Below are 16,313 nucleotides of genomic sequence, written 5' to 3'. Positions count from 1 at the left end.
ATTATTAAGGAGGCGCACAATGCGTGATGGATTAACTTTAAGATGTGAAGTTTGCAAAGAAGAAAATTATATTGCTGATCGTAATAAAAAAACTAAGCCTGAAAAATTAGAAACAAAAAAACATTGTTCTCGTTGTAATCAACATACACTACATAAAGAAAAGAAATAAGTAAAACTTATTTCTTTTCTTTAATTTGCAGTACAATATACTTAGTTATTAATTAATGATTTATTAAAAGGATTGAATTTAAAATGAAAAATTTAAATAAAAAAGAAATTATTGAAACAATATTAACCAAAAATAAAATAGATGCTATGTTATTTTATTCTCCAGAAAATCGCTTTTGATATAGTGATTTTATTTCAACGTTAGGTTATTTATTGATTAGCAAAAATGATGCAAATTTATTATTAGATGGAAGATATATTACTGAGGGAAAAGAAAATGCCAAAAATGTTAAATGCATTCAATTTAGTAATATTTTTTCTTCATTGAAAGATTTATTAAAATCACAAAAAATTAAAAAAATTGGTTTTGAAGCAGAATATATTACTATTGCTCAACTAGAAAGTTGAAAGCAAGAAATTAAAGATATTGAATTTGTTCCAATTTATGTTAGTTCACTAAGAATGATTAAAGATGAAATCGAAATTGCACGAATTGCAAAAGCTTGTGCTATTGGTGATTTGGCTTTTAATGAAGTTTTAAACTTTATCCGACCTGGTGTTAGTGAAAAAGATGTTGAAGATATAATATTACGTTCATTTGTTAAAAATGGTGCAACAAAAGCATCATTTGATACTATTGTTGCTTCTGGAGAAAGAGGAGCAATGCCTCATGGTAAAGCCAGTAATAAAAAAATTGGCAATAATGAGTTAATTACTTGTGATTTTGGTTGTGTATATGAAGGTTTTTGTTCAGATATGACTAGAACTTTTGCGATTGGTAAAGTTAATCCAAAATTAATTGAAATTCATGAAATAGTTAAGTCAGCACAAATGGCAGGAATTAAGGCTGTAAAGCCGGGTATAGCTATTGGTGAAATTGATAAGATTTGTAGAGAATATATTAAAGAAAAGGGTTATGAACAATATTTTACTCATGGTACTGGTCATGGACTTGGTATTGAAATTCATGAATCACCTTGAGTTATTAAAAATGAATCTACTATTTTAGTTCCGGGAATGGTTATTACTGTTGAACCAGGTATTTATATTCCTAATTTAGGTGGTGTTAGAATTGAAGATGATATTTTAGTTACCAAAGATGGTTATCAAATTTTAACAAAATCATCTCGTGAAATTGATATTTGAAAGGAGAAAAAATAAAAATGATTAACGTTAATGATTTTAAACCAGGAATTACTTTTTTACATAATAAAACTGATATTTTAATAGTTATTGAATCAGCACATTCTAAAAGTGGACGTGGACAAGCGCATGTGAAAGTAAAAGCAAAAAATTTAAGAACACAAGCTATTATTAGTATTACTTTTACTGGTGGTGATACAGTTTATCCAGCTATTATTGATAAACGACCAGCAATTTATAGTTATGATGATGGTATGTATTCAGTTTTTATGGATAATGAAGATTATAATGAAATTAGGATTGATCAATCACGCTTATCATGAGAAAAAAAATTTTTAGTTCCTGGTAATGAAGTATCATTAAGGGTTTATAAAAATTTAGAAATATTAGGTATTGATTTACCTCCTTCGGTAGTATTAGCGGTTGTTGATGCTCCACCAGGAGTAAAGGGAAATAGTGTTTCTAATACGACAAAAACAGCTATTTTAGAAACTGGTTTACAATTACAAGTACCAATGTTTATTAATAATGGTGATAAAATTGTAGTAAGTACAGATGAAGGGAAATACAAAACTCGCGCTTAAGAAAGGTGAATATTATGGAAATACTTATTGAAGAAAGTAAAGTTGGAACATTAAAATTATCTTCGTTAGTTATTAAAAAATTTATTTATATGTTATTAATTAATGATAACTATCAATTAACATTAGAAGATGTTGAAGTTCTAATGTTAGAAACAAATGATATTACTGCTATTAATAATAATATTGTTGTCCGAATAAAATTAATTGTTAATCCAAATGAAGATTTAGTAAATTTAAAAAATAAAATTAATAATTTAATTTTAAGACGTACTGAATCAGATTTAAATTTATTTTTATTAAATATTCATATAATATTTATTGCTCAAACTAAGGAAGTAGAAATCAACAATGCAAGAACAAAAGAAGATAACCCAGCATCATAAAAGAATTGGCATGATGGAAGTATTATATCAATATTTCCTTGAAGGCCAATCACAACAAGCGTTTAAACAATTTCTTTTTGAAGAAGAAGGTAAGAGTTTAATTACTGAACAATGCGAGATATTAAATAAAATAATTGATTATGAATATGATTTAATAGATTTAATCAATAATAATTTAAAACAAGGATGAGATTTTGAAAATTTAAAACCAATTGAACAAGCAATTTTAATTTTAGCAGTGTATGAAATTGTCCATACTAAAACAGATAAAAAAATTATTATTAATGAAGCTATTATTATAACTAAAGCTTATTGTCCAAATGATGCTTATAAATACATTAATGGTGTTTTAGATAAAATAAATAAGTAATTATAACTAGTATATGATTGAATTTAGTTAATAACTATATTTCTAATATAAATATACTATATTATTTTAAAGATAGTTTTTTATTTTATAATCCAATATTTTTGTTCAATATAACTATTTTTTAAAAATTAATAGTTAAAAAATAAAAAAATAAAGTATAATATACTTTAATAAACTTAATATAAGTTTTTCCATTGTTTTTTTTAAAGCAAATGGGTTCTTTTGTTTTTAAAAAGGAGAAGTATATATGCCATTAACTAAAGAAGAATCTTTTTTAATATTAGATAAAGAAATTAAAGAATTAGATGAAAAAATATCTTATATTGATAAAAAAAATACAGAATTAAAATTGAATATTTCATTAATCAAAGAGGAGGAATTTTTTACATTAGATGAAGAAATTAATGAATTAACTTGACAAATATTTGATGAAGAAGATAAAAATATAAAATTAATTGGAGAAATTAAAGTATTAGAAAAAAATATTAAAGTTCTAGAAAAACAAAAAAACCAAAAAAATTGAAAACTAACTTTTTTAAATGTATTTACTTTTGGTATTTTTAAATATTATAAAAATAAAAATATTGATAAGCAAATTAAAGAAATAAAAATTAATAGAGAATATTTGAAACAAAGGATAAATAATAATAAAAATATTATTAAATTGTTAAAAATTAAAAAATTAAAAATTATTAAAAAAACTAATATTCTTTTAAAAAACTTATTTTTTGTTAACAATCGATTAATTAAAATTAATAAAGAATTTTTTCAACAGTTAGATAATTTAAAAAATCAAATAGCAAAAAAAATAGTAGTTCCTATTAATAATGATTCTTCATTAGAACAAAATTCTTCTGGATATAATAGTGATGATGATAGTGATATTGAAGTACTTTCTGAATTAGAACAAGAAAATGATAATCTAAAAATATATTCAAAGTCAAGCAGTATCAATTTTGAAAGACAATTATCAGATATACCAGAAGAAGAAATTACAATAACATCTTCAAGTAGCGATAGTACTTTTAATGAAGATGATGATGGCAGTGATATTGAAGTACTTTCTAAATCAGTGGAAGAAGAAGATGCTAAAATATTTGGAAGTTGTTGTTTTAGTCAAAATTTAATAAATAATTTTGCGAAAAGTTTTTCTACAGTACCTCCTATTTTACAACAAAGTATTTTAACTAGTTAAAATACTTTTTTTAAAACATATTAGTGAAAAAAATAATAATTAAAAATAAAAAAGTAACTATATTTACTTTATAAACTAAATATAGTTTTTAACCTATTGCTTTATTTATAAGTAAATGGGTTTTTTAATTTTTAAAGGAGAAAAAAATGTTAATTGAAAAAATTAATATATTAAAAAAAGCAAAAGAAGACTTGGATAAAGAAATATTTTTTATTGAGAAAAAAAGTGAAGAAATAGTTGAACAAATTGAATCTTTAGAAAATAAAATTAAACGTTTAAAAAAACTAAAAAAATCAAAAAAATACAACTATTTTCAAATATTAATAAACAAATTAAAGAAACAGAATTAAATATAAAAACTTTAATAGAAGAAATTGATGAAAATGAAAAAAATGCACAACCATTTAAAAATTCAAAATTAAATATTTTAAAAGAAATTATTGATTTACAAGGTCAGTTATATGAAAATAAAGTTAAGAGATATAAAGAAATATTTGAACAATTAGATTTTATTTTAAAAAATAAAAACTTTGAAGAATTAGAACATTCTATATATCCATCTAAATATCCATCTAAGAAAAATCCTTTTGAAGAAGATGGTGATACAGAATTATTTGATAGTATTAGTTTCTCAGTAATTCAAATTAAGGATTTAGAACAAAAAATATTTGATTTTGAAGAAAAAAATAAAGAAATATTAGATAAAATTGATTTACTTGAACTTGATATTAAAAATTTATTAAGAGGCTTTTTAGAAATCTGTGTATCTTTGTTTTACAAAGTACTAGTTAAGATTAATTCTATCTTCAAATTTTATCATAAAATGAGCAATTGCTGTATTTCAATTTTGAATGGGCAGGGCATTGTTCATTTTTTTGTTATATTTTCAATTGCTAAATAAAATATTTTCAATTCTTCCATATCATTAGGAAAAACTTTTTTATTTCTGATAACTTTTCGTAATTGACTATTAACAGATTCAATAGCATTTGTGGTATAAATTACTCTTTTAATTTCTGTTGGATAACTAATAAAAACTATCAAATTTTCTCAATTTTTATATCAAGATTTAGCAATTTGAGGATATTGTTTATTTCAATTATTTTCAAATGTTTCTAAAGCCTGCATTGCTTGTTCTTCACTACATGCAGTATAAATTGGTTTTAAATCTGCAACTAGAGATTTTCTATGCTTATATGAGACATATTTCAAACTATTTCTAATTTGATGAACGATGCATAATTGATGTTCTGTTTTAGGATAAACTGATTGTATTGCTTCTGACATTCCTGTTAAATTATCACTACAAGCAATAAGAATATCATTTAAGCCTCGATTTTTCATTTCTGTGAAATTGGCTAATCAAAATTTAGAACCTTCATTTTCACTAATTCATAAGCCTAAAACATCTTTTTTACCTTCTAAATCAACTCCTAAAGCTATATACACAGATTTGTTAATAATGCGTTTATCTTGTCGTATTTTAACTACTATGCAATCAAAATAAACAATCGGATAAATACTATCTAATGGTCGATTTTGCCATGCTTTTACATCATCAATAACATCATCAGTAATTTGACTAATAACACTTTCACTAATATCAGCACCATGATATAACTCTTGTAATTGCATTCTAATATCTGATAATGTCATACCTTTTGCATATAAAGAAAGAACTTGTTGATCAAAACCATCAAATCTTCTTTGTCTTTTTGCAATTATTACAGGATTAAAATTACTATTGCGATCTCGTGGTACATCAATCTCAATTTTACCTTGTTGAGTTATTAATTTTTTTGAACTTATACCATTACGAGCATTGTCACTATTACTATGTTGATTCTTATCATATCCTAAATAATTTTGCATCTCAGAATTCAACATTTTTTCTACTAATCTTTTTGTTAATTCTTTATACAAACCTCCCTCTTTAAAAACTGTTGTTAAATCTTCAGTATTTTCTAATAATAAATCTACTGCTTTTGATATTGGATCATTATTATTAATATTTTGCTTTTTAGCCATCTGTAATTCACTCTTTCTAGGTTTATTATAGAATTAATTAAACATAGTTATTTTTGTAAGTTACACAGATTACTAAACATTACCAAATACCCATCAGGATAATTACCATCTCATGGTATATCTGTTCTTTCGATGTTATTTCCTCCATTATAAAATTTTGTTTTTTTAGGACTATCAGCAAAATATATTTTAAATTCACTTTTTATAGAAACTGAAATATTATGAATGTCAGACATTCATATTTTTTGAACACCCATTATAGGTTCTTTATATGAATTTAAATAATATTTAAGTCCACTAAGATTATGGGTAAGCACCCCCATGATTAATCCTATTGTTCCAGTTGTAGCACCAGTTAGTGCTAATGCTAATGTAATTTTACTTAAATTTGTTTTTATTCATGTTTTCATTTTAAATTTCTCCTTTTTTCCTTGATTTTACTTATAAATTGTACTATTTTTGATTATTTTTACAAGTATGCTTTTAAATGCAAAATAACGCCTAAATTAAAGGCGTTTATTTTGTGATACCTATACTATTAATGATATTCAACTTGTTTATTATATAGCAAATGTGAAGATGCTTTTTTTCACACTAGCATTATTTTTACCCCTAATTACATTTTTGTATGGATATAGTGCATAAAACAAAGCATCATATGGGTCTTGATACATATTTTTATCAGGAATGTTAGTTTTTGTTTGGTCATAACGTAATTCTTCTAAACATTGAGTAGTTTTTGGTAAATCATTTTTATTTGCATAAAAATTTCCATAACTCATAATATTTCTCATTCAAACTACTCTATTAGTTAATCCTGCTTCTTGATTTAAATTTGAAGCATGTTTAATTGCAGTTTGTATTATTAAAATAGTATTATGTTCATCTATTAATTTTTGATTTAATCAATCTATTGCTGTTCTTGCTTTATCATCATAAAAATAAATTGCTTGTTCAAAATTTTCAAAATTATCCATTAACCCTAAAATTTCATTAACATAAGCATTAATTTTTTCATTTTCATTAATAAAATCATTCGGTGTAACTACTAATTCACAAATAATATAAGCATCATAATAACCAGTATTATTATATTCTTTAAAAGCAACTACCATAAATACAGTATGGTCTTTTGGTCCCGTAGCTCAATCAATACCAATACTATAAAAATCAAATTTATACATATCTTTTTCTTGATTATAAAATTGTTTTAAATCATATGATTGTCAATATTTTACAGTTTTTTGAAATGGAAAAATTGTTGCGTCACTATCTAAAAATTCAAAACCATAAAAAACAGTATTAAATTCATCAGGATTACTTTTTTCCATTTCTAATAATGTTCTTTGTTGAATTTCAGGTAATTTTTTTCAAAATGGTTTAATAGTAAATCTTAAAATAAATAAGCCTAAACCACTAAACATGTCTTTATTTTCATAATAAACTTTACCAATTTTTTTAAGATTTTTCGTTATTTCATCATTTAATGGCAAAAATGGCGTACAGTATTTTAAATAAAATGGATGATATTTATCATAAGGATTACATGTAAAAGTAATAAAGAAACTTTTATAAAAATAACGAGTAATTAATTTTCCAAAAGTAGGACTATATATATTTTTATCAATAAAAGTTCAACTTCATTCTTTAATTGGTTCATTTGAAACTTTAATACGATTACTTCTAAACATAGAATTTTGTAAACGCTCATATCTATATGTTAATTGCTTTTCTGTTAGTGTTTCTTTTTCTTCTGCCATTATTATTTCATCAGTACGTGAACCCAAAAAACTTGACCCACCCGCTTCTTTTCCAAAAATTTTATTACCATTAGCATAACCAATAAAATCAATTTGTTGATTATTAGGAAAAATAATACATCCACCATCTTTGGTTATTTTTCATTTAATACCATGTGTATTATTAGGTAATAAATTAATATTATATGTATCTAATAAAACTTGACAAACATTCATTAAAGCACCAATTGTAGTTTCACTATGAGTATTTTCATATCGTCTTACTTCTTGAACACTACTATTACTAAAATTACAACATTGGAATGGCAACACTTTTTAGGACTATTTTTTGGTAGACACTTGTTCTTGATATTTGATAGGAGTTAAGTAGTTTAAAGTGCTGTGGATTCTTATGTTGTTGTATCAATTGATATAATCAAATAATTCTAATTTTAATTGGATTAATGATGTAAAATTTTTATCATTAATAAATTCAGTTTTGAAAGTTTTAAAAGTTGCTTCAGCAACAGCATTATCATAAGGACAACCTTTTTTGCTTAAAGATCGAGTAATATTGAATGCTAATAAAAGATTATTAATAATTTTATTGTTAAATTCATTACCTCGATCACTATGAAATATTTGGATATCTTTTAAACAGCGATTTGATTGCATAAATGCTTGATATACTAGTAATGCATCCTTTTTTAACTCCAACACTATGTCCAATAATTTCTCGGTTAAATAGGTCTATTAATAGGCAAATATAGTTTCATTTACCATTAACTTGAACGTAAGTTAAATCACTAACAATAACTTCATTTTTAACCCTATTATTAAAGTTTCTATTAACAAGATTGGTTATTTGACTATTATTGACTTTATTATGATGATTTTTGAATGATAATTTAGTGTATTTTGATATTAAATTATGCTTATTCATAATTTCTTTAATTTTTCTGCGTGATAAATAAATTTCTTGGTTTTCTAAAATTTTTTTTAATCTTCTAGTACCATAAACTTCTTTATTTTCTTTAAAAGCACTAATAACAGCTTCATCATACATATTATTTTTGATTTTATTTTCTTTTTTCTTTAAGTTAAAATAATATGTTGATTTAGATATTTTCAAAAAACGACACATTGTGCGAATTTTATATTTAACTTTATTTTTAGCAATAATTTCTACTTTCTGCCTATTATTAGTGCTGCTTGCTTTAAAATATCATTTTCCATTCTTAATTGTTTTAATTCTTTTCTTAATTTAATTAATTCATTTTCTTCAACAGAACGATTATCTTTAGTTTTAAAACTACCTGAATTAGTAAATTGCTTAATTCAATTATAAGTAGCTGCTCTTGTAACATTGTACTCTTTAGCAAGACAAGACACTGACTTACCGCTTTGATATAAAGCTACTATTTGTTTTTTAAATTCATCTGAATATGAGTTAATATTGGCCATAATTATACTTCCTTTCTTTTCACTAATTTGTTCACTTGTCTACGTAATTAGTGTCCAATAAAGTGTAACCCATCCAACATATAAATAAATCAAATGCTAAGCAGTTTCAAGTTTTTCTTGTTCCACGTGCTGTTGGTATAAAACGATAAAAACAATTAGTAGTGAAAAATTCTGCTCATTCATCACCAACAAATTGTTTAAAAATATCTCAACTAAAACCATAATTATTATCACTAAAATTAAGATTATATTTTTTATTCAGTTGTGCATAACTACTAATAAAAGCCACATTTTACTCCCTAATTTTTATAAGTAATACAATTAAATTATAACAAACAAAATTTAGAAAGGAACATTAAAAAATGTTTATATTACCATTCTCTAATCATTTTGATTGAGATAAACATGATTTTAATCAAGATGAATTAAGTTTAAAACAAACAGAAGAATTATTTACAAAAATAGATGATTATTTATGAAGTACCTGTGATAAATCTGAATATAAATCATATAGATTTAGAAAACGAAAATTAAAAGCAAAAAAAGGTTTATTAAATTAAAAACGACGTATTTGTACAAAATATAACCAAAAAACACAAAAAAATGAATTTGTTTCATTGCTAGATAATTATCTTGGTGTTAAAAAATATAGTAAACTTGCACCTAATGTTATTAAACAAATTTTAAAATTTTTTGCTGATGGAAAAAAGTATCGTGATGTTTGTGATACTTTTATTGAAGATTTAATAAGTACTAGTACAGTTTGTAGAACATATCAAAAATTTGAATTACCAAAAGCTAATATCCCTAAAATAGTATTAGAAAAAAATCAAACTTTATATATAAATATTGATGATGGACATAGAAAATTTAAGTTTAATGAAAAACACAATACTAAAAATTGTAAAAAATGTTCTATGAGATTAATAGTATTTTGTACTGGTAAAAAGAAAAATGGAAAATTAATTAATAAAAGAGCAGTTTGTAAAATAAGAGTATCAAAAACAGAAATTGGTTCTGAAAAAACAGCACAATTAATTAAAAAATATGGTAATTTATATTTTGAAAACTTTGACCAAGCAAATTTAATAGTTTGTGGATATAGTGCAAAATGAATTAGAAAAACTGCTACAATTTTAAATGCTAAATTTATTTTGGATAAATTTCATGCTTTTCATGTTTTATTTCTTGGTATAATGGCTGGAAGAAGAAAAAATAAAATTGCTAAATTACACTATGAAAATGCAATAAATTTATTTGCAAAAGGTCAATATGACGAACTAATTGATTTTTTACAATCATTAACTTTACAATATAAAAAATTAAAAGTTGGTTATTTTATTAATGCAAAAGATGGTGTACTAAATCAAGCATTAGTTGAAAATATTGGTTGCTTTACTGAAACTAATATTAAACAAATTTTAAAGCATATGATTGGTGATAGAACTTATAATATTGATATGTATACAAAAATGGTTAATTTTAAATGCTATCAAATAAATACTGCCATCCAGTTATTATAAATCAAAATTAAAGATTTTAAAAAACTAAAAATAAAATAAAACTTATTAAAGTAACTATTAATAAGAATTTTTGAATTATAAAAGTAAGTATTATTATGTCAATATCGAGTGAAAATTTCCCAAAAATATTTATCAAAAATTAAATTATTTTGGAAAGTTACACTGTTAAATAAACACAAATTCTAAATAACCCCTAAAAATTTAGTTCCTTGTTTTCATATAGGAACTTTTTTATTTACAAACCAATTTTTAATTAATATAATAAATATGAATTAAAAATAGTTTTAGAAACCTAATTGTTTTATTTTTAAACAATTAGGTTTCTAATTTTGAAAGGATTTTTAATATATGGATAAACAATTACAAGAAAGTCAAAATCAAATTTCTAAGTTAAGTAATGAATTTAGAAGTTTGGAGAAAAAGCTAGATAATGAAAAAAGAAAAGAAAAAGAAATAAATAAAAAAATATCCTGTTTAACAAATCAAGATATTAACAATAAAAATGAATTAAAAATAAGAAATGAAATAAGAAAATATGAAAATGAACATAGAATTATTTCTCAAAAAGTAAATTATTTTGAAATTAAATTTAATTCAATAAAAGAAGAATTAAAAAAAATATCAAATTTAAAAATGGAAATTTATAACAAAAATTTAGAAAAGTTAAAAATAAAAAAGTTTGATGAAGTTGAAATTAATAGCTTTGAAAATAAAAATTATAAGGGTTTTAAAATAAACTCACTAAAATTATAAAAAAGATATTGCAATTGCAATATCTTTATATATTTAAAATGAATTTTAAGGAACCAAATTTGCTCATATTCAAACGATTTAAAAATTTATATGGTTTATAGTATTCAAAAAATAAACAGCCCTTTTTAGGGCTGTTTTAAATCGAATTATTATTAATTATAAGTTATATAAATAACTTCACTTTTGGGAAATTATTACTCGATAACTAATAGGAAATTTTTACTAAATAATGACAAAGTAAGTATTATTATTGACTAATATTTTACAAGTGTTAAGATTAACATACAATTGCATATTGAAGTCAAAATTATTCTCGTCTAACTTTATAATTTTAAGACAAATTTGAATATTATTGACATCTTCGGTATGCTCCCTAGTTTTACCTGCCGATTCTGGTCCATAAACTTCAATAATACGACCTTTTGGAAAACCTTTAACACCTAAAATATCATCTAATAATATACTTCCTGAACTAATAACTTCAATATCGCCAAAATACTACTATCACTTAATAACATAATAGCACCTTTGCCAAATTCTTTTTCAATTTGCTTAATGGCCTTTTCTAATAATTGCTCTTTTTCTTTAATATTTATTTCCATAAAATCACCCTACAAAATATTAATAACTCTGTAAGAACCTGTTTAAAATCTTTTTAATAAAATTGAAATAAAGGAAAGAACAACCATTTGTAAGCTAGTATTTAATTTTCTTTCACAATTTTTTCATAATCTTCTGCATTTTTCTAATCATGCAAAACTTCGTTCTACAACTCATCTTTTTGGCAATAATACAAAAGAATGTAATTCATTACGTTTGATAACTTCAACATTTGCATTTATGATTGTTTTGATTTTAAAAGCAAATTTTTCACCAGTATAACCAGCATCTACTAGTATTTTTTGAACTTTAGATAAATTTTCTTTTTCATTTTCAATCATTATTATAGCACTGTTACGATCTGTTTTTTCTGCTGTGGTTATGTAAATTGTATGTGGTAAACCTTGAGAATCAACAGCAATATGACGCTTTATTCCTGAAATTTTTTTACCAGCATCATAACCTTTATTTTTAGCAGTATCTGTGTTCTTAACACTTTGTGAATCAATTATACAAAAACTAGTTTGTTCTTTTCTACCATTATTGATACGAACTTTTCTAACTAATTTTTTTTAAAATTACTTGTCAAGTGCTAGGTTCTTTATCACTATTTTTAATTCAAATTTGAAAATAATAATATACAGTTTGTCATTTTGGAAAATTTTTTGGTAACATTCTTCATTGACATCCACTTTTTAATACATATAAAACTGCACAAAATACTTCATATAAATCTAAATTTCTTGGTTTTGTTTTCTTTTTGCTATTTTCTAAAATTGATCTTATGTTCTCAAATTGTTCTTTAGTAACATGACTTGGATAATTTTTATGCATATATACCCCTTATCTTAAAATATATAGTAATTTTACGTTATTTTATAAAAGATTCCAAACAGGTTCTAAGATAATTCCTTTTTAAAATTTAAAAACTTAATAAAATTTTTTTTAAAATAACTACTGCTTTTGCTACTATAGTTGATCTAATTTCGTTTCTATTACCTGAAATATTTAACACTTCACATCAAACATTATCATTGATAACAATACCTACATATACTAAACCAACCGGTTTATTTTCTAGAGCATTAGGTCCTGCATTTCCAGTAAAACTAATAGCAATATTTGTTTTTAAAATTTTTTGTGTATTTAAAGCCATTTCTATAGCACATTGTTTACTTATTACACCATATTTTTCAATGGTTGTTTTTTTAATTTTAACAATATTGATTTTTGATTCATTAGTATACGTTATAAAAAACCACCACTAAAATATTTAGAAGTACCAGCAATACTAGTAATCTCTTGAGCAAAAAGTCCACCAGTAATACTTTCACAACAACTAATTCTAAAATTAAATTTATCTAATAAAACTAAAAGTTCAGTCATTTTTAACCCTTCAATCAAATAATTTACAATACAAAAAAAGAATAAAAAAATCATAAGCCACGTTCTGTTCTTGCTTCTTGCAAGTGCTAACCATTTATCTACTATTGTAAACAATAGTTCGGTTTATTATTCATTTCTAATAAACCAATGCCCCTACCTAAATTTGGGTTTCTCGCTTGTGGGGTTTATCTCGTTCCAGCTTTTAAGTTTCCTTAAAACTCGTCTCTATGACACTTTTATAGACTAGAACCTTATTTAATAAAAAACTTAGGTTTTTGTCAGCCGTCAGAATTACTGCTTAGAGTTATTGTTTTCTCTAACACAAACATTACTTTCATCGCAGAAAGTGCGAGCGTGGACTTTCCTCTACATACTAATGCAGCGATTAGCTCATTTTTTATTCTTTTAGAAAAAAATTATAACATATTTATTCTTCATGTACAATACTTTCTAATTTGCTTAACCTCGTAATAATATCAACATTTTCTACACCTTTTTCTTCTAATTTTTGTTTTTCTTGTTTTAAAACTAAAATTTGTGTTTTTAAAACATCAATTTCTTTAAGTAACTTGTAATTATTATTTTCTAAAATTGCATTTTGCTTTTTTAGTTTATTTACAAATTCTTCTAGTATTTCATAATTAGTAGCTACTAAATCAAGAAATAAATCTACTTCTTTAGAATCATAGCCTTTATAATCAACAGTAAATTCTTTATCTATAATATCCTTTTTACAAATATTCATACTTATACCTCCTTTAATTAAAAGGAAAACTATTCCAAAGTTAGTAATATTCTATATGTAAGGGGGAATTAAAATAATGTTTTATGCTAACCGTGGAATGTTTCTTGAAACTATAATTAATTATACTATTGAAATTATAAATAATGAAAAACAAGCACTAATTTTTAAACAAAATCCATCAATTTTATATCAAAACAATAAAATTTTTAAAGAAAAAAGTAATGTTGATTATCATGGAGTTTATCATGGTAAATATTTTTGTTTTGAAGCAAAAAGTACTAAGTCTTTAACATTACCATGAAATAATTTTAAAAAACATCAACTTGAATACTTAGAAAATGCTTTTTATCTTAATGCTATTAGTTTTGTTATTATTTATTTTTCAGAACATAATGCCTTTTTTTTAGTTTTTTGAGAAAAATTAAAATTTTTAAAAGTTCAAAAAAAAGCACTGACATATAAAAAAGTAGAACAAAATGGATATAAATTAGAAATTATATATCCATTTTATCTTGATTTTTTAAAATTTTTAATTTAAGAAGCTAAAGTTTCTGTTTGTTGATTAGTATGTTTTTTAAATTCAGAACTCGCTTTAAATTTAGGTGCTTTAGAAGCACTAATTACAATAGATTCACCAGTTTGGGGATTACGACCTGTTCTTGCTTCACGAATAATAGTTTCAAATATTCCAAATTTTGGTATATTAATTTTACCACCATTTGCAACTTCAACTTTTATCTCTTCAAAAAATAAATCAATAATATTAGTCGCTAAGGCAATTGTGACGTCAGACTTTTGCGCCACTATCTTAATAATTTCTGTCTTTGTTTTAGAATTACTTTTTGCCATAAAAAATTTCCTCCTAATGTTTTAAGAATTATAATTATAATGTCTATTATAGATATTATTATAACTACGTTATCTTCAAACCAATTTAAAAATGTTACTGGTCTGTAATCAAATTATATAATAACATTTTATAAAGTGAACCATAAAATGTATTTTTTTTCTAAAAAAATGATAAAATTATTTGAATAATATTTTTTTTAAACTTATAAAGGTTAAAAAATAAAAATAATATTTAATTTTCAATACTGATAATAAAATATTAAATAAATATTTAATTAAAATTAAAATGAAAAAATATTAAAATGAAAAATAATTATTAAAAAAACGAAAAGAAAAACATGTAAAATATATTTATAGTTGTTCAAGTTTTAATAATTAATGATGCTAATTTTATATTACTAATTAATTATTTAATACCACGTAAATAACTTAAAAATAACGCTACATTTTACTAATATATTCAATGATGCAAAAACATAATAATTTTAGAAAGAGTGATAAACTATGAAAAATATTATCCATACGCCTAATGCTCCTGCTGCTATTGGGCCATATAGTCAAGCAATAATTGCAGGTGACTTTTTATATATTTCTGGACAATTACCAATTAATAGTAAAACAGGTGAATTTATTGGCACTGACATTTCTTCACAAACTAAGCAAAGTTTATTAAATATTAAAGCAATTTGTGAAGCTGCTAATATTACTTTAAATAATATTGTAAAAGTTAATATTTTCTTAAAAGACTTAAATCACTTTGTTGAAATGAATAAAGTTTATGAAGAAATATTTGGTACACACGCTCCAGCAAGAGCAGCAGTTCAAGTTGCTAGAATTCCCAAAGATGCATTAATTGAAATTGAAGCAATTGCTTATTTAAAATAATTTTTCTAATTTTATTTTTTTATTGCATATCTAAATTTTTAACTATAAAATTAAGTCAAGATTTATTTAGAAAAAGTACTTTAAAATTTAAAAAGTTTTATTCATATAATAATGATATTAGTAAAATAAACTAATATCATTTTTAATGATACATTACTACACTTTCCAATTTAATATTCTTACTACAATTTCACACTTTTCTCAAAATTCTAAATATTTTATACTTAAAACAATAATAAAATACATTCTAAATAAATCTTAATCTATATAAAATATCAATAATAAACTAAAATTATGTTAATTAATAAAAACTATAATAAGTATTGAATTTAAAATATGAATTTAAAGATTACTAGTAAAAAGGTAACCTTTTTTATTAAAAAAAATTTACTATAAAATAACAAAAAGATATTGTAGTATTTTCATATAAAAATTGAATATTAGATTATAACTACTTTTTTAAAACAGGATTGTTAACATTAATCTAAGATATTTATA

Annotated in this window: 20 protein-coding genes, 1 other RNA gene and 3 pseudogenes; 12 read left to right on the top strand and 12 right to left on the bottom strand. The window is 23.0% G+C overall.

What is annotated here, in order from left to right; all coding sequences use genetic code 4:
- Window positions 1-19: 19 nt before the first annotated feature.
- The 7 genes from rpmG (at window position 20) to ACXUB0_RS04165 (ending at window position 4,193) form a co-directional block, all read left to right on the top strand.
- Window positions 20-169, top strand: a complete 150-nt coding sequence (gene rpmG, locus ACXUB0_RS04195; RefSeq protein ID WP_174481164.1) for a 50S ribosomal protein L33 — start codon at window positions 20-22, stop codon at window positions 167-169.
- 83 nt (window positions 170-252) lie between these two features.
- The gene (locus tag ACXUB0_RS04190; protein WP_252320433.1) at window positions 253-1,329 is read left to right on the top strand and encodes a M24 family metallopeptidase; all 1,077 of its coding nucleotides are present in this window, start codon (window positions 253-255) and stop codon (window positions 1,327-1,329) included.
- A 2-nt stretch (window positions 1,330-1,331) separates the two neighbouring features.
- Window positions 1,332-1,895 carry an elongation factor P gene (gene efp, locus ACXUB0_RS04185; protein WP_174481165.1) on the top strand — a complete coding sequence of 188 codons (564 nt, stop codon included), beginning with the start codon at window positions 1,332-1,334 and terminating at the stop codon, window positions 1,893-1,895.
- A gap of 14 nt (window positions 1,896-1,909) precedes the next feature.
- Window positions 1,910-2,278 carry a hypothetical protein gene (locus ACXUB0_RS04180; protein WP_458257857.1) on the top strand — a complete coding sequence of 123 codons (369 nt, stop codon included), beginning with the start codon at window positions 1,910-1,912 and terminating at the stop codon, window positions 2,276-2,278.
- A complete protein-coding gene (gene nusB / locus ACXUB0_RS04175) occupies window positions 2,244-2,648 on the top strand; it encodes a transcription antitermination factor NusB (RefSeq protein WP_339046318.1) in 405 nt (134 codons plus the stop codon). Before ACXUB0_RS04180 ends, nusB begins: the two co-directional genes overlap by 35 nt.
- Window positions 2,649-2,895: 247 nt before the next feature.
- Window positions 2,896-3,843: a hypothetical protein gene (locus ACXUB0_RS04170; protein WP_458257856.1), complete on the top strand. Its 948-nt coding sequence runs from the start codon at window positions 2,896-2,898 to the stop codon at window positions 3,841-3,843.
- Window positions 3,844-3,989: 146 nt separating this feature from the next.
- Complete coding sequence (locus ACXUB0_RS04165; RefSeq protein WP_458257855.1) at window positions 3,990-4,193, top strand: hypothetical protein; 204 nt, start codon at window positions 3,990-3,992, stop codon at window positions 4,191-4,193.
- Between the two features lie 434 nt (window positions 4,194-4,627).
- On the opposite strand, the pseudogene ACXUB0_RS04160 reads toward ACXUB0_RS04165, so the two are convergent.
- From ACXUB0_RS04160 to ACXUB0_RS04140, 5 genes and pseudogenes are all read right to left on the bottom strand, one after another.
- Window positions 4,628-5,871: pseudogene (locus ACXUB0_RS04160) on the bottom strand (IS256 family transposase).
- Between the two features lie 47 nt (window positions 5,872-5,918).
- Complete coding sequence (locus tag ACXUB0_RS04155) at window positions 5,919-6,281, bottom strand: hypothetical protein (RefSeq protein ID WP_458257854.1); 363 nt, start codon at window positions 6,279-6,281, stop codon at window positions 5,919-5,921.
- A 150-nt stretch (window positions 6,282-6,431) separates the two neighbouring features.
- The gene (locus tag ACXUB0_RS04150) at window positions 6,432-7,943 is read right to left on the bottom strand and encodes a hypothetical protein (RefSeq protein WP_458257853.1); all 1,512 of its coding nucleotides are present in this window, start codon (window positions 7,941-7,943) and stop codon (window positions 6,432-6,434) included.
- A 9-nt stretch (window positions 7,944-7,952) separates the two neighbouring features.
- Window positions 7,953-9,074, bottom strand: a pseudogene (locus ACXUB0_RS04145) (IS3 family transposase).
- 22 nt (window positions 9,075-9,096) lie between these two features.
- Complete coding sequence (locus ACXUB0_RS04140) at window positions 9,097-9,363, bottom strand: hypothetical protein (RefSeq protein ID WP_458257852.1); 267 nt, start codon at window positions 9,361-9,363, stop codon at window positions 9,097-9,099.
- A gap of 73 nt (window positions 9,364-9,436) precedes the next feature.
- On the opposite strand from ACXUB0_RS04140, the gene ACXUB0_RS04135 reads away from it, so the two are divergent.
- The 3 genes from ACXUB0_RS04135 (at window position 9,437) to ACXUB0_RS04125 (ending at window position 11,350) form a co-directional block, all read left to right on the top strand.
- On the top strand, window positions 9,437-9,634 hold the full coding sequence (locus tag ACXUB0_RS04135; protein WP_458257851.1) for a hypothetical protein: 198 nt from the start codon (window positions 9,437-9,439) through the stop codon (window positions 9,632-9,634).
- 9 nt (window positions 9,635-9,643) lie between these two features.
- A complete protein-coding gene (locus ACXUB0_RS04130; RefSeq protein ID WP_458258793.1) occupies window positions 9,644-10,597 on the top strand; it encodes an Mbov_0401 family ICE element transposase-like protein in 954 nt (317 codons plus the stop codon).
- 348 nt (window positions 10,598-10,945) lie between these two features.
- The gene (locus ACXUB0_RS04125; protein ID WP_458257569.1) at window positions 10,946-11,350 is read left to right on the top strand and encodes a hypothetical protein; all 405 of its coding nucleotides are present in this window, start codon (window positions 10,946-10,948) and stop codon (window positions 11,348-11,350) included.
- A 375-nt stretch (window positions 11,351-11,725) separates the two neighbouring features.
- Here ACXUB0_RS04125 and ACXUB0_RS04120 read toward each other — a convergent pair.
- The 6 genes and pseudogenes from ACXUB0_RS04120 to ACXUB0_RS04095 form a co-directional block, all read right to left on the bottom strand.
- Window positions 11,726-11,952: pseudogene (locus ACXUB0_RS04120) on the bottom strand (recombinase RecA); the annotation flags it as partial.
- 42 nt (window positions 11,953-11,994) lie between these two features.
- A protein-coding gene (locus ACXUB0_RS04115; RefSeq protein ID WP_458257850.1) for an IS5 family transposase occupies window positions 11,995-12,784 on the bottom strand; the annotation gives its coding sequence in 2 pieces (ribosomal slippage) (window positions 11,995-12,522 and window positions 12,524-12,784; 789 coding nt in all).
- An 88-nt stretch (window positions 12,785-12,872) separates the two neighbouring features.
- A complete protein-coding gene (locus ACXUB0_RS04110; RefSeq protein WP_458258792.1) occupies window positions 12,873-13,148 on the bottom strand; it encodes a CinA family protein in 276 nt (91 codons plus the stop codon).
- A gap of 50 nt (window positions 13,149-13,198) precedes the next feature.
- Window positions 13,199-13,336 (bottom strand): CinA family protein, encoded by a 138-nt coding sequence (locus ACXUB0_RS04105; RefSeq protein WP_458257849.1) that lies wholly within the window; start codon window positions 13,334-13,336, stop codon window positions 13,199-13,201.
- 48 nt (window positions 13,337-13,384) lie between these two features.
- An RNA gene (gene rnpB / locus ACXUB0_RS04100) (RNase P RNA component class B) lies at window positions 13,385-13,734 on the bottom strand.
- A gap of 29 nt (window positions 13,735-13,763) precedes the next feature.
- A complete protein-coding gene (locus ACXUB0_RS04095; RefSeq protein WP_338959370.1) occupies window positions 13,764-14,081 on the bottom strand; it encodes a DivIVA domain-containing protein in 318 nt (105 codons plus the stop codon).
- A 76-nt stretch (window positions 14,082-14,157) separates the two neighbouring features.
- On the opposite strand from ACXUB0_RS04095, the gene ACXUB0_RS04090 reads away from it, so the two are divergent.
- Window positions 14,158-14,619, top strand: a complete 462-nt coding sequence (locus tag ACXUB0_RS04090; RefSeq protein WP_252320857.1) for a Holliday junction resolvase RecU — start codon at window positions 14,158-14,160, stop codon at window positions 14,617-14,619.
- On the opposite strand, the gene ACXUB0_RS04085 is transcribed toward ACXUB0_RS04090, so the two are convergent.
- On the bottom strand, window positions 14,616-14,930 hold the full coding sequence (locus ACXUB0_RS04085) for an HU family DNA-binding protein (RefSeq protein ID WP_252320859.1): 315 nt from the start codon (window positions 14,928-14,930) through the stop codon (window positions 14,616-14,618). The two genes, ACXUB0_RS04090 and ACXUB0_RS04085, sit on opposite strands and share 4 nt — an antisense overlap.
- Window positions 14,931-15,434: 504 nt before the next feature.
- On the opposite strand from ACXUB0_RS04085, the gene ACXUB0_RS04080 reads away from it, so the two are divergent.
- A complete protein-coding gene (locus ACXUB0_RS04080) occupies window positions 15,435-15,815 on the top strand; it encodes a RidA family protein (RefSeq protein ID WP_252320861.1) in 381 nt (126 codons plus the stop codon).
- The last annotated feature ends 498 nt before the right edge of the window (window positions 15,816-16,313 follow it).

The sequence above is a fragment of the Spiroplasma endosymbiont of Dactylopius coccus genome (assembly GCF_977110965.1).
The sequence above is the reverse complement of the archived record's forward strand: the minus strand, read 5'-3'. Positions and strand labels throughout refer to the sequence as shown.